This is a genomic window from Pseudomonas synxantha (assembly GCF_900105675.1).
GTDB lineage: Bacteria > Pseudomonadota > Gammaproteobacteria > Pseudomonadales > Pseudomonadaceae > Aquipseudomonas > Aquipseudomonas synxantha.
This window is the reverse complement of record NZ_LT629786.1, coordinates 2,995,972-3,019,509: the sequence shown is the minus strand read 5'-3', so window position 1 is coordinate 3,019,509 and position 23,538 is coordinate 2,995,972. Positions and strand designations below refer to the sequence as shown.

General features: G+C 58.8%; 16 protein-coding genes and 2 pseudogenes. 8 read left to right on the top strand and 10 right to left on the bottom strand.

The features are described 5' to 3' along the window. Positions 1–233 precede the first annotated feature (233 nt). Positions 234–4,703, top strand: a complete 4,470-nt coding sequence (locus tag BLU48_RS14005) for a hypothetical protein (RefSeq protein ID WP_057024145.1) — start codon at positions 234–236, stop codon at positions 4,701–4,703. A 433-nt stretch (positions 4,704–5,136) separates the two neighbouring features. Then, on the top strand, positions 5,137–6,222 hold the full coding sequence (locus BLU48_RS14000) for a sensor domain-containing diguanylate cyclase (RefSeq protein ID WP_057024144.1): 1,086 nt from the start codon (positions 5,137–5,139) through the stop codon (positions 6,220–6,222). On the opposite strand, the gene BLU48_RS13995 is transcribed toward BLU48_RS14000, so the two are convergent. From BLU48_RS13995 to BLU48_RS13975, 5 genes and pseudogenes are all read right to left on the bottom strand, one after another. Next, entirely contained in the window at positions 6,206–8,554 is a 2,349-nt protein-coding gene (locus BLU48_RS13995) for a TonB-dependent receptor (protein WP_057024143.1), read from the bottom strand. The genes BLU48_RS14000 and BLU48_RS13995 overlap by 17 nt on opposite strands. 1 nt (position 8,555) lies before the next feature. Further along, complete coding sequence (locus BLU48_RS13990) at positions 8,556–10,958, bottom strand: hybrid sensor histidine kinase/response regulator (RefSeq protein WP_057024142.1); 2,403 nt, start codon at positions 10,956–10,958, stop codon at positions 8,556–8,558. After that, positions 10,958–11,782, bottom strand: coding sequence for a response regulator transcription factor (locus tag BLU48_RS13985; RefSeq protein ID WP_057024141.1), 825 nt, complete (start codon positions 11,780–11,782; stop codon positions 10,958–10,960). The genes BLU48_RS13990 and BLU48_RS13985 overlap by 1 nt, the downstream gene beginning before the upstream one ends. 245 nt (positions 11,783–12,027) lie before the next feature. Further along, positions 12,028–12,445: pseudogene (locus BLU48_RS32290) on the bottom strand (RraA family protein). Between the two features lie 16 nt (positions 12,446–12,461). After that, entirely contained in the window at positions 12,462–13,805 is a 1,344-nt protein-coding gene (locus tag BLU48_RS13975) for an MFS transporter (protein ID WP_057024139.1), read from the bottom strand. Between the two features lie 231 nt (positions 13,806–14,036). On the opposite strand from BLU48_RS13975, the gene BLU48_RS13970 reads away from it, so the two are divergent. Continuing rightward, positions 14,037–14,957 (top strand): LysR family transcriptional regulator, encoded by a 921-nt coding sequence (locus BLU48_RS13970; protein WP_057024138.1) that lies wholly within the window; start codon positions 14,037–14,039, stop codon positions 14,955–14,957. Positions 14,958–15,058: 101 nt separating this feature from the next. Further along, positions 15,059–15,724: an RraA family protein gene (locus BLU48_RS13965; protein WP_057024137.1), complete on the top strand. Its 666-nt coding sequence runs from the start codon at positions 15,059–15,061 to the stop codon at positions 15,722–15,724. Positions 15,725–15,832: 108 nt separating this feature from the next. Here the strand turns inward: BLU48_RS13965 and BLU48_RS13960 are convergent, their stop codons facing one another. Beyond that, the gene (locus BLU48_RS13960) at positions 15,833–16,732 is read right to left on the bottom strand and encodes a LysR family transcriptional regulator (RefSeq protein WP_057024256.1); all 900 of its coding nucleotides are present in this window, start codon (positions 16,730–16,732) and stop codon (positions 15,833–15,835) included. A 180-nt stretch (positions 16,733–16,912) separates the two neighbouring features. Between BLU48_RS13960 and BLU48_RS13955 the strand changes: the two genes are divergently transcribed. Then, positions 16,913–17,923, top strand: a complete 1,011-nt coding sequence (locus BLU48_RS13955; protein ID WP_057024136.1) for a zinc-dependent alcohol dehydrogenase family protein — start codon at positions 16,913–16,915, stop codon at positions 17,921–17,923. An 85-nt stretch (positions 17,924–18,008) separates the two neighbouring features. On the opposite strand, the gene BLU48_RS13950 is transcribed toward BLU48_RS13955, so the two are convergent. The 3 genes from BLU48_RS13950 to BLU48_RS13940 all read right to left on the bottom strand — a co-directional run bounded on the left by BLU48_RS13950 (position 18,009) and on the right by BLU48_RS13940 (position 20,651). Continuing rightward, complete coding sequence (locus BLU48_RS13950; RefSeq protein ID WP_057024135.1) at positions 18,009–19,223, bottom strand: pyridoxal phosphate-dependent aminotransferase; 1,215 nt, start codon at positions 19,221–19,223, stop codon at positions 18,009–18,011. Between the two features lie 100 nt (positions 19,224–19,323). Beyond that, positions 19,324–19,986 carry an RraA family protein gene (locus BLU48_RS13945; protein ID WP_057024134.1) on the bottom strand — a complete coding sequence of 221 codons (663 nt, stop codon included), beginning with the start codon at positions 19,984–19,986 and terminating at the stop codon, positions 19,324–19,326. Continuing rightward, positions 19,986–20,651, bottom strand: a complete 666-nt coding sequence (locus tag BLU48_RS13940; RefSeq protein ID WP_057024133.1) for an RraA family protein — start codon at positions 20,649–20,651, stop codon at positions 19,986–19,988. Before BLU48_RS13940 ends, BLU48_RS13945 begins: the two co-directional genes overlap by 1 nt. Before the next feature lie 105 nt (positions 20,652–20,756). Between BLU48_RS13940 and BLU48_RS13935 the strand changes: the two genes are divergently transcribed. Together BLU48_RS13935 and BLU48_RS13930 are read left to right on the top strand one after the other, a co-directional pair. Then, a complete protein-coding gene (locus BLU48_RS13935; protein WP_057012304.1) occupies positions 20,757–21,650 on the top strand; it encodes a LysR family transcriptional regulator in 894 nt (297 codons plus the stop codon). A 158-nt stretch (positions 21,651–21,808) separates the two neighbouring features. Further along, the gene (locus tag BLU48_RS13930; protein ID WP_057024132.1) at positions 21,809–22,627 is read left to right on the top strand and encodes an alpha/beta fold hydrolase; all 819 of its coding nucleotides are present in this window, start codon (positions 21,809–21,811) and stop codon (positions 22,625–22,627) included. A gap of 86 nt (positions 22,628–22,713) precedes the next feature. On the opposite strand, the pseudogene BLU48_RS13925 reads toward BLU48_RS13930, so the two are convergent. Then, positions 22,714–22,848, bottom strand: a pseudogene (locus tag BLU48_RS13925) (SDR family oxidoreductase); the annotation flags it as partial. Positions 22,849–23,086: 238 nt separating this feature from the next. On the opposite strand from BLU48_RS13925, the gene BLU48_RS13920 reads away from it, so the two are divergent. Then, complete coding sequence (locus BLU48_RS13920; RefSeq protein WP_057024130.1) at positions 23,087–23,530, top strand: CopD family copper resistance protein; 444 nt, start codon at positions 23,087–23,089, stop codon at positions 23,528–23,530. Positions 23,531–23,538 lie beyond the last annotated feature (8 nt).

The following is a 23,538-nucleotide window of genomic DNA, read 5'->3' as shown; positions in this document are numbered from 1 at the left end:
GGGCATCAAACAAGCCTATCCAACCCTGGACTTCAACCTCATCACCACCAAGCTTGCCGTACCCAATGCACTGGGGGGGGTGGGACTTACGGGTTTTGCTCAATGTGGCGCTCGATCACCTGGGGAATGGCACTTCGCTGGATTTCTCAACGCGAGACACACGGGATCATTTCCTGACCAACAGCGCACCAACACCGCTGGCCCCCACAGGTCTAGATGCGCCAGCCGTAGATATGAGTGTGATCGAGCAAGTCATCCGCGAGTTGCCTAGCATTGTCCCGATTGCTTTTCAGCAGGCACTGATTGCGTATTGGGACCAAAGCGCAGACGACGGATCTACCCGTTGGCGCTGGCTCAGTGAGTTGCTGCGCGGCAACCTGATAAACACAGCCATCGCCCCATCATTCGCTAAGCCGGCCCGTGGCGTACTCCAACAGGTAACGGACTACCCGGATCGACTCGACCGTCTGGCGGCGTTGAAGGCGAAGGCTGTTCACGTCTATGTCATGGAAACGACGCTGACCCGGGCGGGAGCCTCGTTCACGCTGTTATCGCCCGACCTGTTGGTGGTCAACGCCTCGTTGGTCCTGCTGTGTTCTTTAGCGGGAGACGTCATGTCATTTGCTTCCCAGGATGAGTTTGATCGCTACTGGGCGTCGAAGATCGACGGCGCATTTGTTGCGGACCAGATCGCGTGGAAGCGTTACGAGCCCAATGGCAATGTGTTCGACGTCCAGGCGGCTGCGGTGCTTAATCAGCAGTTGCAGGACCTGGCGGCTATCCCTTTACCCTCCCATCAGGGGCTCCATAAGCTGGAGCAGCAGTATGACGCCGTGAGCGATCCCACCCTTTTATTTGTTACTTCAACGCCTACCAAAGTGCCTATGGCCGCCCAACTGCCCGACTGGTTGAAAAGCGCCTCGGATACTCAACGCCTGGCCTATCGTACCCATCTATTGGAGCTCGCCGCTGCTAAAGCTCAGGCTCAAGGGCTGTCTTTCCTGGACGGGGTGAGTGATATCAGAACCTTCGCAGCAAGCGCCCTGCATGCGCAGATGTTGATCGATCAACCGATAGCGCCCGGCTACAACCCTGACGAACTGGAGCTGACATTTGCAGTGGCCACAGGCTATCCAGGCGGTGCGGGGATTATTCAGCGCAAAACATTGTCATTGACTGATCTCGCCTTGAGCAATCTGGTTGGTAAGCCCAAAGGTCCGATGACCATAGGGCACACCGGCGGTCAATTGATCCAGGACTGGACCACCCCCGATTACCTGACTGATCTGGTCCTGCGTGTGGACATCGGCAAAACCTACCCGGAATACCTCAAGCGCCTGCTGCTGTCCGATAGCGACGGAACCCTGCAGCGCCAACGGCTGTTCGGCGAGCAGTTGCGAGCGCAGCTACCGTTGCGGGCGTTGGAGCTGGCGATCCAGGGGCAACAGGGTTTCACGGTGCAGGGCTATCGGTATGTCGCTGCGCTGATGCAACTCAGTGACGCTGAACGTGTTATCGAGGACCGCCACATTGTTATCCGTTCGCTGGCACTGCTGCGCAAACCGGGTGCCCAGTCGGACAAGGTCGACAATATGTTCGTGATCGAAGCGCAGGACCTCCAGCCTGGCCCGGTTATCCTTTATCGTCCGCTCTATCCGCAGCTGTTGACCCAGTACACCGGCCGCGAGGCCCTGTTGGCGGCGATTGCCCAGCCGGGTGCGCTGCAGGACAGCGTATTGATGTGGCTGAGCGAACCTGCGCCAGCGGTGTATGCCAACGGTGGTTTCAATGAACCGCATATCATCCGTTTTGGTCTGGGCTCTGAGTTCGACCGGCTGGAGACACCCGGCCCCGCAACGTTGGCCGTTGATGAGGGGAGTGAGGAGCTGCTGCAACATCTGCGCAATGGGCGCTTACTGCCGTACCTGTTTGGCGAACATGCACGGTCACTGGTGGACTTGGCGGATCGCGAGTCGGTGTCCAACGCTGAGAGCCGTTGGGCACTGCTCCTGGAAGGCGGCGGGCTGTTGCTCAACACCTTGCTACTGCCCCTGCTGCAAGGCTCTGCCATGTCGATCGCGTGGTTGCTGCTGCTGACCCAAAGCTTGAACCAGGACATTCCTGCACTGCAGAGCAGCGATCCCGTTACGCGAGAGTTGGCCTGGGTCGACCTGTTGAGCAGCCTCAGCTTGGCACTGTTGCATGTCACCCGGGGCACGCCGCCCAGTAAACCCTTGATCGCCGCCGGGCCCGGCGATGCGGCATTGGTGTTGACCCCGGTGCGCCGTCCCGCCGGGAGCCTACCCAGCGGGGCCAGGCTGGCGGCGAGCAGCGTAGCGTTGCCTGACGTACCGATTGCAGAGGGCCGAACGGTCTTCGATTTTGCCTTTTCCAACGCCTTGAACCACCTCAGTACCAGCCAGCGTGCTTATGTCGAGGGTTTCAAAGTGCCTCGTCCCGCCCACCTGCCGATGCCGATCATGATCGGGCCGCTCCAAGGTCTTTACCGCCTTGATGATGGTTTGCATGCGCTGATTGGCCATGACTTGTATCGTGTAGGCCAGGCGTCGAGTCGTGTGTTTATCGTTGACGCGCTGGACTCATCACGCACCGGGCCGTGGTTGAAAAGCGATGGCGGCGGTCGCTGGACCTTGGATCTTGCGCCAAAGCTGCGCGGTGGTGCGCCGGGTGATCAGATCAAGGCACAACAAGAGAAAAATCGTAAAGCGAAGAGGCAAATGAAAGCCGAACACGTCCGGCTCGACCTGGAAACAGCACGTGAGGCGGATGTGATGACCAGCCGCTTCGAGGGCGTGAAAGCACAAAGGAATCTGTACCTCTCAGCCAGGAAAAAACTCAGAAACTGGTGGACGCTGCTCGACCAAAATACCGATGAGCGCAAAGTCGCCTTCCTGAAAAAACAACACGAAGACGAACAAGCCCACTGTCAGACACTGCTGCAAACGTTCAGTCGGGCCTTGGAGGCATTCGTCGCACAGGCCGGCCGTTTGATCGAAACACGCCGGGTGCTGATCAAAGCGATCAAACCCACAACGGCGGCGCTGGAAACCAGCGACTTCGAGAAAGCCCGTTCCAACGAGTATGGCGCCATCAGCGCTACGCAATTGCTTATCCATAATCTGCATTTGGCGCTGGCCATGGACAGCAGCTTTTCACCAAAGGGTGAGTCGGCGGGGGAGATCGCCCAACGTATCGACGCGAATGCGCCGGCCCGAACGCCTGAGGCCTATCAGGATCTGATCTCCCGCCTGGTGGAGATGAACCAGAGGGAGCAGCAACTGCTTGAGGACACCTACGCCCTGGAGGCCACCCTGAATGAGCAGGCGCAGGACTCCAGCCGGGGCTTGGGTGAGAGTCGGGCGTTCATCCAGTCGCTGCCCACCCAGGAAATGGCCGACCCGTTCAACGTGGCGCTGAACAATCTCAACTTGCTTAGAACCTTGAGCATCGACAACCTCGCGCTGACCGACGCCCCTGCGGTTCAGCATTTTTACCAATTGCTCAACGAGCAGAACCTGCGATTGGCGACGTCCTCCCACATTGCACTGAGGACCTATGCGCATTTTTCGGCCAGCGAGCGCAAGGCGGTGCTGGCGACCTTCATCAACCAGTATGCGCGCTTGGCGAGTGCCTCTGACGCGCTGCATGAGGTTGATCCGGCGCTGAGCCGTCCGGTCTATCAGGCGCGCTTCCTGGAGCGGCTGAACCAGGCGCGTCAGAGTGCCGAGTCCGAGCTGGCGGCGCTGGTGCGAGAGGAGGAGGGCATCGCCGTGCCAACCCACACGCCTTCACTTCGAGCGTCCAGGCGTTCCAGCCACCGGGCCTTTAAAACCCAGCGACGCGGTACGTTGATCGGCGATGCCCGAGCGACGCAATCGGCTGAGCAGGTGGTGATCATGGAGATTCTCGACCCGTTCAATCAACAAGCGGTTGCCAGTTTTGTCGAGCATCCCAGCGAGGGGGTGTGGAAGGAGTTGGTGGTCGCCAGCCCAGGAAGGCCGACGTCTGTGCCGCCCCAACGCTCATTGGCAAATTTGAAGCGTGCCGCCGATCAACTGACCGCGCAAAAACAGGACATCCGGCGCTCGATCCATTTCCAGATGAAAAAACTGCGGGATCCGACACGCCGCGAACACGTCGACCCAAGGGATTGGGAGGTCATGCTCACGCAACAAGCCAATAAGCTCAACGCTATCATCCAGGAAATTGAAGCGGCCCACGCGGACAAGCCCGGTGTGGCGGCGTTGCTCGGCGAGTACAGTAGCGAGGTTGCCAGCCTACTCGAAGAGGGGCGCGATTACCGCAGCACAGGCTACAAGGCGCAACGCCCTTCCCAGGAAAACATTGACTACCTGTGGACCCACCGCAAGGTCGATATCAATTTGGTGCATCGGCGCCAACCCACTGCCAGCGGTGACTACGTCGCTGAATTTTCAGTTCGGGAAAAGCACCAGCCGCACGTGCTCTGGTATGCGCACTTTCACTATGCCGACACCGAGGTGGCGGACGATGCCTACCGCGTCGCCCACCTCAAATTGGCCCACCAGCGCTTCCTGCTGCAGAAGGATCTGGTGCGAGACGCCGGCGCCAACGACAGCGCGGTGTTGAAGGTGATCTATGCTGATGTGACGCCGCCGTTGGATCACAAGCTGTTTCTTGGGTTACTGGCGAGCGTGCGGTAGTAGTGCCTGCCTGGCCCCCGCCGCGGGCAGGGCGGACGCCGGGGGCCTAGCCAGCCGCCGTGAAGCGGTACGAGGCAATCAGCTTTTGGCGGCTATCGGCGTGGCATTAACTCTGCCCGCAAACGTCTGGCAGCGCACCGCTTCACGAGCCTGTCCCGACAAGCAATGGTAGTAACGCACCAACTGCTCCTTATGATTGAACTGGCCGGGGCACAGGGATGTACTGCGCTGAAAGCCGGAGTTACAACGGCAGTTGTCGAAACCATAATAGGCTCCCCCAGTGACTGACAGCCCCGGCTGACACCGCAGAAAATCTTTCCCATTCATCCCCTCCCGCAAAGCTCTCATCCGTTCGCGCAAAGGCCTCGACAGGCCTGCACCTCGATAATCTCCCTTCACTCAACCCTGCCGCTGCAACCGAGCACCGCGTACCATGAACCTGCGCACCTTCATCCGTCGCTACTGCCTGAACTCCAGGCTCGCCACGCATGCACTGACCCGCCTGCACAAATCGCTCTCTTTGCTGGTCGCCTATCTGGCCCGGCAGGGCTTCGATTCCAACACCTGGCCGACCCGTCGTGACGAAGGCGCTTACGAGCGTCGCCTCAACAGCCTGTGCCCGGAGTTGGCCGCCACCGTGTTCAGCCACGCGCGCGACGGCATTATCCTCGTCGACCCGTTCGGCCGGGTTATCGCGGTGAACGAGGCGTTCACCCGGCTCACCGGCTACGGGCAGGACGAAGTGCTGGGGCGGGAGTTGAATTCCCATCGCCTGGTGCGTCGGCTCGCGACGTTTTATACGCCAATGAAGAATGCGCTGGATTTCCACGGGCATTGGGCCGGTGAGATTCAAAGCAGCCATAAGAACGGCCGGGAGATGACCTCCCGCATCAACATCAGTGCAGTGCATGACCGTCACGGCAATGTCCAGCACTATGTAGCGTTGTTCAGCGATGTGACGCAGATGAAACAGCGCCTCCAATTGCTGGAGCGTGATGCCCGGTATGACGCGCTCACGCAATTGCCCAATCGGCTGCTGTTGGCCGAGCGGATGCGCCAGGCGCTGGGCAAGGCGCGTCTGCATCAGCAGAAAGTGGCCATCGCGTTTATTGACCTCGATGGGTTCAAGGCGCTTAACGACAGTTATGGGCATGATTGGGGCGATCGGGTCCTGGAGATTGTCGCGGCACGGATCAATGCGACGTTGCGTGAAGGCGATACGCTGGCGCGGCTGGGGGGCGATGAGTTTGTGGCGGGGCTGGTAGGTTTACAGGCCGTGGAAGACAGCGAGCCATTGCTCAAGCGGATGCTGCAGGCGGCCAATGCCCCGATTGTGATTGGCGCGCAGACGGTTGAGATTGCGGCGAGTATCGGGGTGGCGTTTTATCCTGAGCATGGGGTGGAGATCGATGGGCTGATCAGCAAGGCGGATCAGGCCATGTACCTGTCGAAAAAGGCCGGCGGTAACCGTTTGGCGTTTTGTCCGACGCGGTTCATTTCGCTCAATAGCGAAGCCTGACGGTGGTGCCGAGGGTGCGTTCGCTGCCGGTCATGACGCCGTAGTCACCGGCGCCGAGCAGTGAATACACGGCGGTGATGTAGTGGCGATCGAAGAGGTTGCGCACCCAGCCTTCCACCTCCCAGGCACGGTCCTGGCTGCGCAGGCCCAGGCGCAGATGGGTGAGGCCATAACTGGGTTGATAGCTGCCTTCGCCGCCTTCGAGGGTGCCGTAGTAGCCGGACCTGAAGCTGTAATCGATGCCGCTGTAGGCTTCCAGCCCATGCGCCAGCGGGTGGCTGTGGTCGAGGCCGCTGCTGAGGTTCCATTGCGGCGCGTTGTAGAGGCGATCACCACTGAGGTCGCAGGTCCATTGGCCCGAGGCGGGTGGGCATGGTGCGTTGGGGAAGCTGCGGTAGCGCGCATCGCTCCAGGCCAGGCCCAGGCGCCAGGTGAGTTGGGGCTGCAGTTGCCAGGCGGAATCCAGTTCGATGCCGCGCAGGCGGACTTTGCCGACGTTGATCAGGTTGTCGCGCAGCGGGGGGGCGAACAGCGATGTCGGCGGGCTATAGGTCAGCGCTTGGTAGTTATCCACGTCGGTCTGGTAGACGGCGAGGTCGAGCATCGCGCGCTCGTCCCAGAAGCGCGTTTTAATGCCCAGTTCCAGGGAGGTGGCACGCTCCGGCTCGAAAGTGGGCGCGGTGAACGGGCCAACCACATCGAAATTGATGCCGCCGGCCTTGTAGCCCCGCGACCCGCTGATATAGCCCATCACGGCATCGTTGAAGCGGTAGCTGGCACTGAGCAAACTTGAGACGTTGTGCTCTTCAATCGCATCTTCACGGTAATAACCACCGCCCAGGGCGATGCCGCGCAGCAATTGGCCGCCCGCCTGGAAAACCGCGGGCAAGCCATTTAGCGGGGCGAGATTGCTGACGTCGCGGGAGACCCAGCCGTCTTTGCGATCCTGGCTGTAGCGCAGGCCGCCGGTGAGTTCCAGCGCGTCAATCGGGCGCCAGGAAAGCTGTCCGAAAATGGCCCGACTGTCGCCCCTTTGCTCGCCGTCGTAACGTTGTTGGGCGCCTTCGAGCAGCAAGGCCGGCACCTGCTTGGGATCGGTGAAGTTGATGCCGTAGAGTTTTTTCAGCGGCTCCAGTTGATCGCCGACGAACCAGGGCGCGGCGTCCTTGCCGAATTCGACGTCGATCTTGCGGTCGAGCTGCTGACGCAAATAATAGAGCCCGGCGACATAGTCGATGGACGAGCCGGCGGTGCCGGACAGGCGCCATTCCTGGCTGAACTGGCGGTGACCCAGCTCGGTTTCGGACTCGGCCACCGACAGCGCAGTGCTGTCGCCGTCGCGAGCGGCGCGGTAGTCCCAGTCGCGGTAGGCGGTGATGCTGGTCAAGCGCAGCGCCGCGTCGAGGTCCCAGTTCAACTCCAGTGAGACACCGCTCTGCAAGGTATGCGGACGCCCCGGCGCGTCAATGCGGGTCTCGCGCTTGTAAGGGGCGGGTTCAGCCAGCGGATAGCCGAGGAACTTGGCGCGCTGGCGAGTCTGGGCGCTGTAGTGATTGACCAGCAGCACGTTGCCGGCCTCGTTTTGCTCGGCATGGTCGGCGATCAGGCGCGCGCTGAAGTCCGGGTTCGGCGTCCATAATAATTGCCCACGCAGGCCCTGGCTGTCGGCGTCGCCGAGGCGGGTGCCATCTTGCAGATTGTCCACTGAACCATCGACCGAACTGTTGAAGACGTTCAGGCGCCCGGCCAGTACGTCGTCCTGCAGGGGGCCGGAAATCGCCCCGCGATATTCCCGCAAACCGTGCTCGCCGTAGCGTGCTTCGAAGTTGGCTTCGGGTTGAAAGGTCGGCTGTTGGGTGATGATGTTCAACGCCCCGGCCGTGGTGTTCTTGCCGAACAGGGTGCCCTGTGGCCCGCGCAGAATTTCGAGGCGCTCGATGTCCATCAATTCAGTGAAGGCCATGCCCTGGCGCGCCTGGTAAACGCCATCGACGTAGGTGCCAACGCTGCCTTCCAGGCCATCGTTGTAGGCAGTGGCGCCGAAGCCGCGCAGGCCGAACCCGGCGAAACGTGCATCGTGACCGGACACCACCAGGCCGGGCACTCGTTGTTGGATGTCCTGAAGCCGATGCAGGCCGGCCTCGTCCAGTTGCTCGCCGTGAAGCACGCTCATCGGAATCGGCACGTCTTGTGGGGCTTCCTCGCGGCGTCGGGCGGTGACGGTCGTGTCGTCGAGCGTGAGGGTGCTGGGCGCCTGTTGTCCGGCATTCACCGACGCCCAGGGCCAAGCCGCAAGGCAAAGCAAGAGCAGCCGATAACCCGAGCCCGGCATGCTAGAACTCCCGAGCCATTGCGCGGCGCACTGTATCCGTGCAGGCCAGCATCTTGACCCAAGCCAGCAATTCTCGGCTGTCGACGGGCTTGAGCAGTACTGCATCGAATACCAGATTGTCTGGATAATCCTGCGGCCTGCGTGGCGGGACCGCGGAATACAGCATCACCGGCAAGTGGCCCCAGCGCTCGCGCACCTGCCGCAACAGTTCCCAGCCGTCCATGCCGGGCATCATCTGGTCGCTGATCAGCAGGTCGACCGATTGTCCGGCCAGGCAGGCCAAGGCGTCTTCGCCGTTCGCCGCCATGCTCACGTCAAAACCGTAGCCGGCCAGCAGGTCATAAAGCCATTCGCTGTTCTGCTCGACGTCATCGACCAGCAGAACGTGCTTGCCCTGGCCATCGAGCGGCGTGGCGTTGTTGTCGACGAGGCCGAGTTCCAGGTCATGCTCCTCAGCGCATCTGAGTTGCAGGCGAAAACTAAAGTGGCTGCCGCCTTGCTCGGTGGCCTGGGGCTCGAGCCGGCTGTCCATGCGCTCCAGCAGTTGGGTGACGATCGACAAGCCCAGCCCGCTGCCGTCGTAGCGCTGCGCATTGCGGCCGCGGCGGAAGGGTTGCAGCAGTTGTTCGAACTCTTGCGGATCAACGCCGATGCCGGTGTCGATCACGCTGAAGCGCAATTCCACGCCATCGGCGGTTGCCCCCGGGTAACCGCTCACTTCGAAACGGATCTGGCCGTTGTGGGTGAATTTTGCCGCGTTAGCCAGCAGGTTCATGAGAATTTGTCGAAGACGTTTGAAGTCGGCCTCGACCAGAGGCGGCAGGTCATCGGCAAGCACCGCTTCGAAGCTGTTGCCCTGACGCGCCGCGAGAAAGCCGGCCTCGTCGGCGATCTCCTTGAGGAAACCGTACAAATACCCCGGCGCGAGGGCCAGTTGCATTTGTTCCAGCTCGCCACGGGAGAATTCGAGCATCTCATCGATCAGCTCCAGCTGCTGGCGGGCATTGCGTTCGATCGTGGCTGGGTAATCGCGGTTTGGCCCGCCGTGCAACAGGCGCGCGTAGTCGATAATGCGTACCAGCGGCGAGCGCAGGTCGTGGCTGATCCGCGCCATTAGCGCACTGCGAGCCGCCAGGGAGTCGCGCAACTGCGCGGTGCGCAGTGCCACGGTGCTTTCCAGACGTTCGTGCTCGGCCTGGCGCTGTTGTTCGAGGCTGGACAGCGCGTGCTTTTCGCGGTCGCGGCTGCGGACCACTTCCATGATCAGGGTGCACACCAGCAACGCGACGCCTGCCAACGTAGACGATAAGCTGTATTTGCTTTGCGCAGACTGCCAGGGCAGTTGTTCCTGAGGGAAGAAAATCCGCATCAGCAATTGGCCCAGCAAGAGCGCTGGCACCAGCCAGGCCATCCAGCTGTAGCTCAGGCGCCGGCGCCAGGCCATGAATAATGTCGCGAGCAGCACTGCGTAGAAGCTCATCAGCGATACCTGGACCAGCTGCGCACCCTGGACGGCATCGACTTTCAGCCACCAGAGTCGGCCGAGGATACAGCCCGACAGCGGCACCCAATAGCTCCAGCCAATGATGCGGGGCAGGCGGGACACCTGCAGCAACACGCGCATGTAGGCCAGAAACAGAACGAACGAGACCGCGCTGGCGCAGGTCAGCAACTCGCGTGTCCAGCCCAGTGCGGTGGGCCAATAGACCAGGTAGCCATTGAGGATGCAGGTGAGCAGGATGTAGCTCAGCACCGCCCCTGCGTTCACGGTCAGCAAGGGGGAGCGCAGGATCCAGCCGACGATCAGGCCGAAAGGCACGACCAGCAGGACAATGCCGAGGGTGAGTCCATCGCTCAGGTAGGTCTGTTGCTGACTGCGCAGCAGCGCCGGTTCGGACCACAGTTGCGGTTCCAGCAGCATTTGGAAATTGCTCGCCACTCGCACGAACACCGTGACGCTTTCCCGCGCCGCCAGTGAGATCGGGAACGCCGGCTGGCGCGCAGGTGGCTGGGGCCATTCGGCCAGGGGATGAGTGCTTCCCGCATGCGCATCACTCCAACGTCCGCCGGTGGACTGATAGACGCGGATGTCCTCCAGGCGCGGCGCCCCAACCACCAGCAGGCGCGAACAGGCCGCATCGCTTGAATTGGTGAGCTGCATTTTTAACCAGAACGCGGAGCGGCTATAGCCTTGGGGCGGCCAGTCTGGGGTCGGGGTGTTGAAACGCGCTGCGGGCAATCCAGCCACTTCGTCCAGGCTCAGGCTGGCCTGGGTATCCTCGAAAATTTGCAGCGTAGGCATCAGGTCCAGCTGCTCGGCCTGGCAACTTTGCACAGGGGCGGCGCGTAGCGGGCCTGCGGATAACAACGCCAACGTCAGCAGCAGGAGCTGTAGAAACCGCATCAGGTGCGTCCGGCCAGCTCTGCATCTTCAATGCCCAGGGTTTGCCGACGAAACTGACTGGGCGTCATGCCGATTCTCTGGCGCAAGGCGGTGGCGAAGTTGCAGGCATTGCGAAAGCCCACCAGCTCGGCGACGTCTTGCACGCTCATGGCGCTTTCGCCGAGCAGTTCCTGGCCGCGACGCAGCCGGGCATCGCGTATATAGGCGAACACGGTCAGCCCCAGGTGCTCACGGAAGATCGCGGTGAGACGTTTTTCATGGGTGCCGACTTTTTGGGCCAGCCAGGGCAGGGAGGGTATATCGTCCAGCTGGTTTTCAATCAATCGCATCGCCGCCCTCAGCACGATTTCATCACCTTGTGGTTGCGGATCGACCGGGCCGTCCTGAATGGCCGGCGGCGCTCGCCAAGTCAATTGCAGGTGAATCTTGATGCGTGCCAGTACTTCTTCGGGGTCGTAGGACTTGGGAATGTAGTCGACCGCGCCGACCGCCAGCCCCTCGAGGCGCTCCAGTGGCGTATTGGCCGACGACAGAAACAGGATCGGGGTATGCCGGGTGGCCGGTGCCTCGCGTAATAGCCTGCACAGGCTGAAGCCATCCATCTGGGGCATGTGAACATCCAGAACGATCAGATCCGGGCGCAGGCTCAGTGCCCGTTGATAGCCCTGATGGGCGTCGCTGGCCAGCGAAAGGCGCCAAGGCTGGGTCTTTAGCAGAACGAGTGTGGCACGGATATCTTCAGGAACATCGTCGATCAGCAGAATATGCGGCAATGAGTCGGACGCCGCCGTCGCTGCCCGCCTTTCGTATTGTCCATTGTCCATTCGCCAGGTTCTCTTATGGTGTTTCGCCAGGTCATTGCCGCGACATTGCCAGCGAGCCCCCCCGGAGACTCGCAGCAGGTATTCACTCAAGAGTTGTCTACCTGCCGGATTGCCTTTGACAGTTTGCAAGATAAGGCACGTTACGGACGGCGACAAATCGATATAGCAATAGCGGCAGATGAAGCGAGAACTGAAGCTATCAAATTTTTACTCGGCGATAAATGGTCCGTAGGGCGCGCTACGCTCTATGACTTGCGCTGCAGCGTGTGATAACCCAGCAGGCTTCTCGCTTCCTTCAGGGTTTTTCCTTCAGCGCTCAGGGGCGAATATCAGCTTCAACCTTCTCGATGTTATGTGCGCATTCGGCTACTTCGCGTGCTTTGTCACGCGCGACAACGAGTACGCCGTTGGCATCCGCAATGCCGATGCTTCTGGCACCTGCGTATTGGGTCATGATGTCACCCCATACTATGCAGTCGGTACGGCCATTATTGTCGATAACCACAATGTCGCCTGGCGCAACGTCTTCGATGAAGTCGCCGTAAACGCTGGGCCTATGACGACCTTGGAGTTACCCAGCGGCATCACCGCGAAGCATTGGCCCGGCAGTTCGAGTTTGTCCAGGGCATCTGAGTGAGGAAGTAGCCTTGCCGCCAGGTTCAACTGACGGTGACCGCCGCTAACCCCGCTGCTTGCCAGGGATGGGCTCGGCAATGCTTAGCAAGAGGATGAAGCTTGTGAAGGAACCGATTGCAAGGAAGATGAAGACATAGTTCCAGCCATAGCTGTCCAGCAGAAGGCCGGTTAAAAAGGGGGTCGCCGCAGCACCCAGCTGCCCAACCATGTTCACGATCGCGTTGGCGATCGGAAAGCTGGCTTTGGACGCCAACCCCATCGGGTAGGACATGTAGGATGAAAAACCCAGGCTCAAGACAACACCCGTCAGCATCAGCAGCAGCCCGTAAGACAGAGGCTCTGCGGGTGAGTTGATCAGCAGGTACATCATCAGCGACGTACCGATCGCGGACAGCAGCATGCCAGGCTTGCGGCGCCCACCCAGGAAACGGTCAGAGAAGTAACCGCCAAGCAGGTTGCCCAGTACCGCTCCCACCCATGGCGCTGCTGAAACGAGCCCCATATTCATGATGGAAAAGTTCTTTACCGTAACGAGGTAGGTGGGAATCCAAGTCAAAAGCACACTGGAAACACCTAATTGGAAGCAATAGCTGGTCGCACATCCCCAAATATTCCAGGATTTGAAAACCTGACCGTTTGAAGTGAGCGCGGGCACCGCCCGACGTTTAATGATTCTGTCCAGTGTATTCAGCCAATTTGCAGAGGGCTTGCTCAAGTCGGTTGCATTCGCCTGCATGGGGTCGGACTGCTCAAGTATGTACTCAAGTTCAGCCTTGTTAACGAAGCGACTTTTCGACGGGTGATCAGCAACCAGGAAATACCAAACGAGCGACAGGATGATGCCGGGCACGGCGAAGAATATGAAAATCTCTCGCCACCCCCATACCGAGATGATGATCGCGCAGAGGGGAGGAACAATGACTGGGCCAAACTTGACTGCAGATAGGAAGATGCCAGAGGCAATACCTTTCTCTTTCGCGGGGAACCAGTTGTTGATGGTCGAGGTCATGCTGATCGGCAATGGGCCTTCGGCAAGCCCCAAGCCAAACCGGTAGATTTTCAGCATCAGAAGTGATCCGGCAGTGCCCACAAGCCCTGTCAGAATCGAGGTCAGGATCATTGCCCCCGGCAGTATTTTGCTGACGCCTATGCGGGCAAAGGCAAATCCCGCCGGGATTTGCGCCAGTGCGTAAGCGAGGAGGAAAAGGCTCATAAGGCCGCCTGCCTCTGCGTTACTCATGTCGAATTCTTTACGGATGAATGGCATCGCGACGCCCAGGTTGGCCCTGTCTGCTGCCGCGATGGTGTAGATGATGAAAATCAAACCTGCTACAGCCCAGCGGTAGCTGCTGCGAGCAATAGGCTTGGCAGACTGCGAGATAGCCATGGTGCGACCTTATTGTTGTAGGTATTCGCACTTAATTTAGAGTGGGCAAACAATCAATAAAAGCGACAAATACTCATTGTAAATCATCTCTTTAAGTTATGTTTTGATTGTGCCTGGACGCTGGGCTAGTCGTCATACACCTCGATTACGGATAAGCAGCCAGGGTATAGATTTACTATTAGCGATGAGTTGAAGTAATAATCGGGTAATTATTTTCAGGTAGGTGTCAGAATGATTACGCTCAAACAGCTTGAAGCAATCTACTGGATCGTTGAGCTGGGGAGCTTCGAGGCCGCATCCATCAAGCTCAGTATGTCCCAGTCAGCCATATCAAAGCGTGTTCAGGAGCTGGAGGACGCTTTCGACGTGCCCATTTTCGACCGTTCCAAACGCAACGCTCGACTGACGCCCAAGGGCGAGGAGTTGTTCGAATGTGCAGTTGAGATGCTGCGGCAGCGAGACTACTTATTGGATCGAATTAGCTCCAAAGAGGCACTGGTCAGGCGATATCGATTAGGGGTCACTGAGCTGACGGCCTTGACGTGGCTACCATCGCTTGTCGAGAAGATCCGCGCGGCGTATCCAAAAGTGGCATTGGAGCCCTCCATTGAACTGAGCTCCGAGTTGTTCAAAAAGCTGGAAAACGATCAGCTGGACTTGATCATCGTGCCAGAGATATTCAGTGATGCACGTTTTGCCAGCACCCAACTCGACGCGGTTGAGAACGTCTGGATGAGCGCTCCGGACCTTTATCAGGAAAACGAACCAATGCAATTGCAGTCGTTGGCGTCTTACACCGTGTTGACTCAAGGCGGTAGTTCGGGTACCGGGCTCATTTACGAGCGCTGGCTGGCCGAGCACGATGTTCGATTGAATAGAACATTGACCAGTAATTATCTTGTGGCTCAAGTGGGGCTAACCATTTCAGGGGTGGGTATCAGTTATCTACCAAAAAATTGCCTTGCTTCCATCATCAAACAAGGTCGTCTGAAAATCATCCACACACAACCGCCCTTGCCACACATTCGCTACGCAGCTGTGCATCGCGCCGATCGCCTGCAAGGATTGAGTCTTGAGATCGCACACCTTGCTCGACAATGTTGTGACTTCAGCCACCTCATCCTGGATTCCTCTTTGGGAGATAATGAGTAAAAGTGATGGGTTTGCATGACTAAATATCGCTAAAAGTAACGTTTTTATTTCCTTAACATGACTTCAACCCAGCAGGGCTTAATTATGTTCAGGAGGTCATCATGTCTTTCCCAGGTTCTCGCATCCTTACATCCCCACCTCTCGCGTCAGCGGATCTTATCGACGCCTTCCGCCGGGTTGTAACGCCTCATATCAGCGACAACATGGGGCGACACATAGGTGCCAGAGGCTTGAACCGCTACAACCGTACGGGAAAGCTTGTCGGTACTGCATTGACGGTCAAGACCCGGCCAGGTGACAACCTTTACATTTATAAAGCACTGACGTTACTTGAAGAGGGCCACGTGCTTGTAATTGATGCTCAGGGCGATACCCATAACGCAGTGATTGGCGAGCTGATCAAGCTGTATGCTCAGAAACGTGGATGCGTTGGCTTCATTGTGGACGGTGCAATTCGTGACGTCGCAAGTTTCGAAGACACTCCTTGCTACGCCCGAAGTGTGGTGCATTGTGGTCCCTATAAAAGCGGTCCAGGCGAGATCAACGTTCCCGTGTCCATTGGAGGAATGCTCATCAACCCAGGCGACATTATCGTCGGCGATGAAGACGGGTTTGTTGCGTTTTCTCAGGATGACGCAGAAGAGGTGTTGGTCAAGGCACGTGCTCATGAGGCCCATGAAGAAGAGGTAAAGGCCGAGATCGCATCCGGCGTGATTGACCAATCATGGTTGGACAAGGTGCTTGAAAAGGCCGGGCTTGCACACTGAGCAAGCAGGATGAACAAGCGGTTTCTTTCGACGCCTGTACTCGGTATCGAGCCCTCGCCAGACGGAGCTTTTGGCCGGATCGATTCGCTGGTTCAACTGTATCACCCATTACTCAGCCTTGAACCACGCTGGATGAAGCGCTGGGAAGTGTTCGCGTAGCCAATCTGCAAACGCATGCACCTGTGGCGCGAGGTGCGTCCTGCTGGGATACAGTACCGAAACCTTGCGTCGCGTGGGTCGGTAAAGTCGCAGTACTTCCCTAAGCTCGCCACTGGCCAGCGACGCGTCGACGGTGATGCCCGGTGCTTGAATGATGCCGAAGCCCGCCACGGCGCAGTGGACGTAAGCATTCGATTCGTTGACGGTGATGGTGCCGCGACAGGTATAAGGCTGATCGGCTCCTTTACCTCGAAAAGACCAGGAAAGCGGCCTGTTGCTTTGCCCTGAGAGGAAGTTGACGCCTCTGTGGTTGACCAGCTCGTTCAGTGTCTTGGGTTCTCCCCATTCCTCTAGATAGGCTGGCGAGGCGCAGGTGACCATTTCCACTGTTCCAATTTGACGAGCCACCATGCTTGAGTCAGGCAGTTCGCCAATTCGCAATACGCAGTCAACGCCTTCTGCAACAAGGTCGACTGTCCTGTCAGTAACGCCCACGACGAGTTCGATGTCAGGGAACGCTGCGGTAAACGTTTTCAGGCTTTCGATAAAGCTTCGCTGTGAAAAAGCGCTGGGGATGTCGACACGCAGTCGGCCTTGCAACATGGCTCCGCTGGAATCGAACATCGAAGTGGTGTTCGAAATGTCAGCCAAAATGCATTTGACCCGCTCGTAAAATCTCTCCCCTTCGGCCGTTAAATTGACCTTGCGGGTGGTGCGTTGGAACAAGCGCACGCCCAGAGAAGCCTCTAACTCCTGAATCGATCTGGTGATGTAGGGGCGCCCTGTTTGTGTAGCCTCTGCCACCTTGGTAAAGCTGCCTGATTCGGCGAGTCGGACGAACACGCGCATTGACTGTAAGAGCTCCATTCGAGTCTCCAAGTGTGATAGCAGGGTGGGTTTGTTACCTGGAAGGGTAACAATCTTGTACATCGTTGAACATTTATCCGAATCGCTCCAAGCGAAACAATGCTCTGGGTAAACAGGCTGTCGAACCGACCGTCTGGCGTCCACTTCGAATGGAGAGAAAAAATGAAAGCGTGGCTTCTGAAAGATTTTGGCCTGGATAACCTGCAACAGGGAGATACTGAAACCCCAACGCCCAAGGCAGGCGAGCTGCTGGTCAAGGTCGGTGCCGTGTCTCTCAACTTCCGCGATAAAGCCATCGTTGATGGTATCTACGAGCCCCATATGGTTCCCAAGCCGCTGATTCCGGTAAGCGACGCGGCCGGCACCGTCGTGGCAGTGGGCGAGGGCGTCAGCCGCTTCGCTGTCGGCGACCGCGTCAACTCCCATCTGTACTCGCGCTGGATCGATGGCATGCCAGCCCATGACGAGCCCGATTACTGCTTCGGCTCACCCCTGCCTGGCGGCCTGGCTGAGTTCATGATCATCCATGAAGACAGCGCAGTTAGGGCGCCTGACGATATGAGTGATGAAGAAGCGTCGACCCTTCCAATCGCAGCATTGACTGCCTGGTATTCGCTGGTGGATTTCGGCCAGATCGAAGTAGGCCAGACCGTACTGGTACAGGGCACGGGCGGTGTATCGATCTTCGCCGCGCAGATTGCCATGGCACTGGGCGCCAAGGTCATCGTTACTTCGAGCCGCGACGAAAACCTTGAAGCCGTCATCAAGCTGGGTGCGATCGCGGGTGTGAACTACCGCAAGACGCCGGATTGGGCTGCCGAGGTCCTCAAGCTTACCGACGGCAAAGGCGTTGACCTGTTGCTGGAAGTGGCCGGCGGCGACGGTGTCAACGATTCTGTTCAAGCAACCAAAGTGGGTGGCCGTATTGCTCAGATCGGTTTCCTGACAGGCCAGACTGCTGCGCTGAACTTGATGCCGATGATCTTCCGCCAAACCACGATTCGCGGTATCGCCGTTGCGCCACGCTCTTCGTTCGACCGCATGAACGAGTTCTTGAACACCCATCACATCCGTCCCGTGATCGATCATGTGTACCCGTTTGCACAAGCGCGCGAAGCCTACGAGCACTTGGCTCGCGGTCCGTTCGGCAAGGTCGTGATCAAAATCAGTTAAAAGCGTAGGGAGGGGCCGGTATTCCACCATGCTCCTTCCATCGACCATAACCCGGCCATGGCCGGGTTTTGTTCATTCATCAGCGTTAACGCAAGGACGTACAGAACATCCGGATAGCCTCGCAAGCTTGGCGCAATGAGGCGTCGTCCAGTGCATAGGCAATACGAATGTAGGGGCCAAGGCCAAACGCACTGCCATGCACCACTGCCACGTCCGCTTCGTCGAGCAACGCATGGGCGACATCTTCGTCGGTGTGCAGCACTCGCCCGGCGGGCGAGATGCGGCCGATCAGGCCCGCGCAAGAGGCGAACGCATAGAACGCCCCCGCCGGGGTTACACATTCCAGCCCTGGCGTGTCGTTCAGCAGCGCCACCATCAAGTCGCGACGGCTCTGAAAAGCAGCACGGCTTTCGCGGATAAAGTCTTTCGGCCCCTCCAGCGCGGCGAGCGCGGCTTGCTGCGAAACCGAGCTGGCGCCCGAGGTCTGTTGGCCTTGCAGTTTTTCCATGGCCTCCAGCAACCAGCGCGGCCCCGTGGCAAAGCCGATGCGCCAGCCAGTCATGGCGTAGGCTTTGGACACACCGTTCATGGTCAGGGTTCGTGGTGCCAGTCGTGGCTCCACCTGGGCCAGGGTGTAGAACGCCTGATCGTCGAAAATCAGGTGTTCATAGATATCATCGGCCAGGATCAGAACGTGGGGATGCTCCAGCAGCACTGCCGCCAAGGCACGAAGCTCCGTCTCGTTGTACACCGCGCCTGTCGGATTGGACGGAGAGTTGAGGATCAACCAACGGGTCTGCGGGGTGATCGCGACGGCCAGTGCCGCGGGCGTCAGTTTGAAACCGGTAACGGCATCGCAGGTAACGATCCGCGCTTCGCCGCCGCACAGTTGCACCATTTCCGGGTAACTGACCCAGTATGGCGCTGCTACGATGACCTGGTCGCCCTCGTTGAGAGTAGCGGCCAGGGCGTTGTAGATCACCTGTTTGCCACCGTTGCACACCAGCGTGTCTTGCCAGCTTACGTCCAGACCGTTTTCGCGACGGAACTTGGCCGCCACCGCTTCGCGCAATGAACGTACACCGGAAACCTGGGTGTAGCGGGTATGGCCATGCTCGATGGCGTGAATGGCTGCCTCACGCACATGTCTGGGGGTATCGAAATCCGGTTCGCCGGCGCACAGCGAGATGATCTTCGCTCCTTGACCCCGGCGCTCGGCCACTCGATCCATGATCCGATAAGTCGCCGAAGGCTGCGCATTCGCCAGGCGTTGGTTCAGTCGCTGAAAGTCGGTGTTCATGCCCGGGGCCTCCAGTCGGTGAGGTTCATCAACTCCAGAGTGGAGCCGCCCGATACTTTTGCCTGTTCTTGAAAATTCGGGGGAAGGGGGAGCGTGGTCATCAGACTTTCCTCTGCAGGCTGTGGTAACCCAGCGCATCCCGGGCTTGTTTAAGGGTTTTTCCTTGAGCGATCAGGGCGCGAATGTCGGCTTCGACTGATTCGATTTGACGAGCACATGCCGCCACTTCCGGCGCACGGCCGCGAGGCACGATCACTACGCCGTTGGCGTCGGCCACCACGATATCGCGGGCACAGACTCGGGCTGTACCAACGGACACCGGTTGGTTGACCGACTGCACCTGCACCCGGTCTTTGCCGGTGCGCATGAAGCGGCCTTTGCTGAAGATCGGGTAGCCATCGTCTAGGGCTTTGTTGACGTCACGGCACACACCGTCGATGACGGTGGCCGCGATATGCCGGGTACCGGCGTACTGGGTCATGATGTCACCCCAGACGGTACAATCGGTACGGCCGCCGTTGTCGATGACCACCACGTCGCCGGGCGCGACGTCTTCGATGAAATCACCCACCGTGCCCGGCGGGACACTGGCCGGGACGTACTGCACGGTGAACGCCGGCCCGACGATGACGTGGCGGTAATTGTCCAGTGGTGCCACGCCAAGGCATTGGCCGGGCAGGCCGAGCTTATCCAGCGCATCGGAGACGCCAGGGGTGTCCAGGCCATCAAACAAGGCGATCAGTGCTTTGTCTTCAAGATTCATCAGGCGCGCTCTACGTGGATCGCTTCGAATTGGGTGTCATGCATCACTTCGGCGACCGAGCGGCCGCTGCGAACGGCCTCGACCATGCCGTCCTGGCGGCGGGCAATCCGCTCGCCAAGATCGATGACTTTTTCGATATAGGCTGAAGGCACGAATACGGTGCCGCAGTTATCGGCGATCACATAGTCGTTCTCGCTGACATCGACGCCGGCTACGCTGATGGTGATGGCAGCATCGATCTGAACCACCCGATTGCGGGCACTGATCATGGTCACGCCGCGTCCGTAAACCGGATAGCCAATCGACGCGCTGCCATCGATGTCCCGACTGAAACCATCGATTACCGTACCGCGCACCTGCTTGATGACCGCGGCGTTGGCGAGAATATCGCCCCAGCAGGAAATGCCTTCGATGCCGCCGGCGATGACCAACACACGATCGTCACTGTCGATCTGCTCTACCACCGGGGTAATCAGGTGCGCAGTGGAAGCGGTGTCGGATTTAGTCGCCAGCAGGACAGTGCTGGCGCGGCCGACGATTTTCGGGCAATTCCACAGCGGGCGTAACCCGACGGTGGCACCTGGCAGGCCGAGGAAGTCGAGTGCGTCGGAGACCGTGTTGGTGTCCAGTGCTGCGAAACGATCCAGCAAATTCAAAACGCTCATGGGGTAGCCTCTATGGTAACGGAGGCGTCCAGTGTCAGCGACACAATTTGATAGGTATATTACTAATCACAGAAGCGTTCTATACGCTCAACCTATGGATTAATCATGATCAACTTTCGTCTGATACGGCACCTCTGGTTGTTCCTGGCCGTGGCCGAGGAACAGAATTTCGGCCGCGCCGCCAAACGCCTGGGCATGTCCCAGCCGCCGCTGAGTGAGCAGATCCAGGTGCTGGAACAGGCGCTCAAGGTCAAGCTGTTTGATCGCTCTCGACGCGGCGCGAAACTGACGCCGGTCGGTGCCGCGATCCTGCCGGCGGTGCGCAAGTTCGCCGACCAGCTGGAGCGCCTGGAGCTGGCCGTGGAGGAGGCGGTGACGGGGCAGTCGGGGATGTTGACCATCGGTGCGATCTCTACGGCAATGTTTGATGTCTTGCCGGGTTTGATCGAGCAATTGAAGAGTGATTACCCGCACCTCACCGTATCCGTGAGGGAGATCGACAGTGTCGATGCCGTTCCGGCGCTGGAGGCCGGCGATATCGACCTGGCCTTCGCTCGTTTGGATGGAGACCTGGGGGCGTCGATCAATTCGCTGCCGCTGACCCAGGATCGCTTGATGGTAGCGATGCCCAGTGATCATCCCCTGGCTTCGCGCACGCGAATCAGTTTGTCCAGTTTGTCCAACGAGCCGTTGGTGATGTTTTCTCGCAAGGTCAGCCCGGTCTATTTCGACAATCTGATTGCGACCTGCCGCACCAGCGGCTTTTCCCCTCGAGTTTTGCATGAAGTGCGCTCCGTCGCCTCGCAAATTGCCTTTGTCAGCTACGGCCAAGGTATTGCACTGGTGCCCGCGTCGTTGAAAAAGCTGGCCCCGGGCAACGTTGTGTTTCGCCCACTTACCCAGAAACTCAATGTTGTGACTACCGCAGTTGCCTGGCATGCGCACCGCCCCAACCCTGTGGTCGAGGAAGTGGTTGCGCGGTTACGGGCCAAGGCATGAATGGCCAAAGGGTTGCCCACGAACAGCGACGATAGGTTTGACATATGAAAGCATTCCCTAATTAGGAATTTACAAGCCACTTGATAAGCCTGAAATTGCGTGTCTGTCAGCCGGTGAATCTGGTCCGGTGCAATTTTTTCGTTCAAGGAGTCAACAACGTGCCTTCTCCAGTAACCTTTGCTCATGAGCAACTACCGTTGACGATAGAGGGTGTCCAGTTGAGCGTTGCCGCCCTACATCGCGATGGTGTCCGGGCGCCGATCGTGTTCCTGCATGGGTTTGGCTCGACCAAGGAAGACTACGCCGACATCGTGCGGCAGGCCGCGTTCGTCGGCCATCCTTTCGTCGCATATGACGCACCGGGTTGCGGAGAGAGCCAGTGCAGTGATCTTTCGCGGATTTCCATCCCCTTTTTGCTGAAAACCGCGCTGCAGGTGCTGGAACATTTCGGTATCGAACGCTTTCATCTGGTCGGTCATTCCATGGGCGGGTTGACCGCGCTGATGCTGGCTCATCAATGCCCGGAACGGGTGCTCAGCTTCGTTGATATCGAAGGTAACATTGCCCCGGAAGACTGCTTCCTCAGTCGGCAGATCGTCGATTACCCGGCGGACGATCCCGACGTATTTTTCACCGCTTTCATCGAGCGCGCCCGTCACGCCCCGGCCTATGCCACTGCGCTCTACGCCGCAAGCTTGCGGCACAAGGTTCGCGCAGGCGCTGTACGCGGAATCTTCGAATCGATGGTCGAGCTCTCCGACAACGCCGATTTGATGGGTAAGTTCCTCGGCCTGCCCTGTCCGTGCATGTTCATGTACGGCGAGCACAACGCTTCATTGTCCTACCTGCCGCATATCCAGGCCCAGGGCGTGCGTTTGGCGCCAATTGCCCATTGCGGGCATTTCCCCATGTACTCCAACCCGGTCGCGATGTGGCAACAGATCGCCGACTTTCACGCAAGCAGCCTTACCGGGTAAATCCAAAAGCGCTTTCGGTCAGGGTCGGTATGCGCGTGCTGCGCGACTATGACCATCGCACGCCCAGCCTTCGAGTTTGGGATATCGGGTTTCTTAAGCACCTTGCCGACGGTGTTGATGGCGATGTCCGGCCTGCCTACAGCGCTGATGGCGTCGGCAAACAGCTTCTCGACGGCACCCGCTGTGGTCAGATCAGCCTGCAACGCGACGGCTTGCGCACCGCAATGGCCTTGTCTGGATTACTTGATTGATATCAATCGCAGGCGTCGGCCTGCTCTGTATCCTGCTCAAACCCACTCTGCAGGCTTGAACCTGAATGTTGGCGTGGTGGTGTTGCTTGTGCATCCCCCCGGGATGACCGCAAAGGTGTTGGCCAAGATCGCCGACGAAGCACGATGGGCTTGACGGTTGCCTCGCCGTAGGTCAGCCGTGTCCAGCTCAAATGAGAGCGAGTATCCCATGCTCTATCCGCTGTTTCTGACGTTGCATCTGTTTGCCGCGCTGATTTTCATTGGCACGGTGTTCTTCGAAGTCCTGTTCCTGGAAAGTATTCGTAAACAGCTGCCGGTCAAGGTCATGCTGTTGGTCGAACAGGGTATCGGTCGACGCGCGCGCACCCTGGTTCCATGGGTTTTGCTAGTGTTGTTTGGGGCCGGGGCGGGGATGGTCTGGTTGCGCTATTTGCCGACCCTTGCCACACCACTGGCCTCATCGTTCGGTACATTGTTGATGTTGAAGATCGCAGTCGCCGTCAGCGTGCTGCTGCACTTCCTGGCCGCCATGTATCTGTTCAGAAGTGACCGGATGTCTGCTCGATACCTGCATTTCATCCATGCCAGCCTGTTCTGCCACATGATCGTCATCGTGCTGCTGGCCAAAGGGATGTTTTACCTGACCTGGTGACCAGGTTT

What these genes read in the sequence shown, in the direction of transcription:
- BLU48_RS14005 (WP_057024145.1), top strand. Translation starts at nt 234, where the DNA reads ATGAGTGTGATCGAGCAAGTCATCCGCGAGTTGCCTAGCATTGTCCCG.
- BLU48_RS14000 (WP_057024144.1), top strand. Translation starts at nt 5,137, where the DNA reads ATGAACCTGCGCACCTTCATCCGTCGCTACTGCCTGAACTCCAGGCTC.
- BLU48_RS13995 (WP_057024143.1), bottom strand. Translation starts at nt 8,554, where the DNA reads ATGCCGGGCTCGGGTTATCGGCTGCTCTTGCTTTGCCTTGCGGCTTGG.
- BLU48_RS13990 (WP_057024142.1), bottom strand. Translation starts at nt 10,958, where the DNA reads ATGCGGTTTCTACAGCTCCTGCTGCTGACGTTGGCGTTGTTATCCGCA.
- BLU48_RS13985 (WP_057024141.1), bottom strand. Translation starts at nt 11,782, where the DNA reads ATGGACAATGGACAATACGAAAGGCGGGCAGCGACGGCGGCGTCCGAC.
- BLU48_RS13975 (WP_057024139.1), bottom strand. Translation starts at nt 13,805, where the DNA reads ATGGCTATCTCGCAGTCTGCCAAGCCTATTGCTCGCAGCAGCTACCGC.
- BLU48_RS13970 (WP_057024138.1), top strand. Translation starts at nt 14,037, where the DNA reads ATGATTACGCTCAAACAGCTTGAAGCAATCTACTGGATCGTTGAGCTG.
- BLU48_RS13965 (WP_057024137.1), top strand. Translation starts at nt 15,059, where the DNA reads ATGTCTTTCCCAGGTTCTCGCATCCTTACATCCCCACCTCTCGCGTCA.
- BLU48_RS13960 (WP_057024256.1), bottom strand. Translation starts at nt 16,732, where the DNA reads ATGCGCGTGTTCGTCCGACTCGCCGAATCAGGCAGCTTTACCAAGGTG.
- BLU48_RS13955 (WP_057024136.1), top strand. Translation starts at nt 16,913, where the DNA reads ATGAAAGCGTGGCTTCTGAAAGATTTTGGCCTGGATAACCTGCAACAG.
- BLU48_RS13950 (WP_057024135.1), bottom strand. Translation starts at nt 19,223, where the DNA reads ATGAACACCGACTTTCAGCGACTGAACCAACGCCTGGCGAATGCGCAG.
- BLU48_RS13945 (WP_057024134.1), bottom strand. Translation starts at nt 19,986, where the DNA reads ATGAATCTTGAAGACAAAGCACTGATCGCCTTGTTTGATGGCCTGGAC.
- BLU48_RS13940 (WP_057024133.1), bottom strand. Translation starts at nt 20,651, where the DNA reads ATGAGCGTTTTGAATTTGCTGGATCGTTTCGCAGCACTGGACACCAAC.
- BLU48_RS13935 (WP_057012304.1), top strand. Translation starts at nt 20,757, where the DNA reads ATGATCAACTTTCGTCTGATACGGCACCTCTGGTTGTTCCTGGCCGTG.
- BLU48_RS13920 (WP_057024130.1), top strand. Translation starts at nt 23,087, where the DNA reads ATGCTCTATCCGCTGTTTCTGACGTTGCATCTGTTTGCCGCGCTGATT.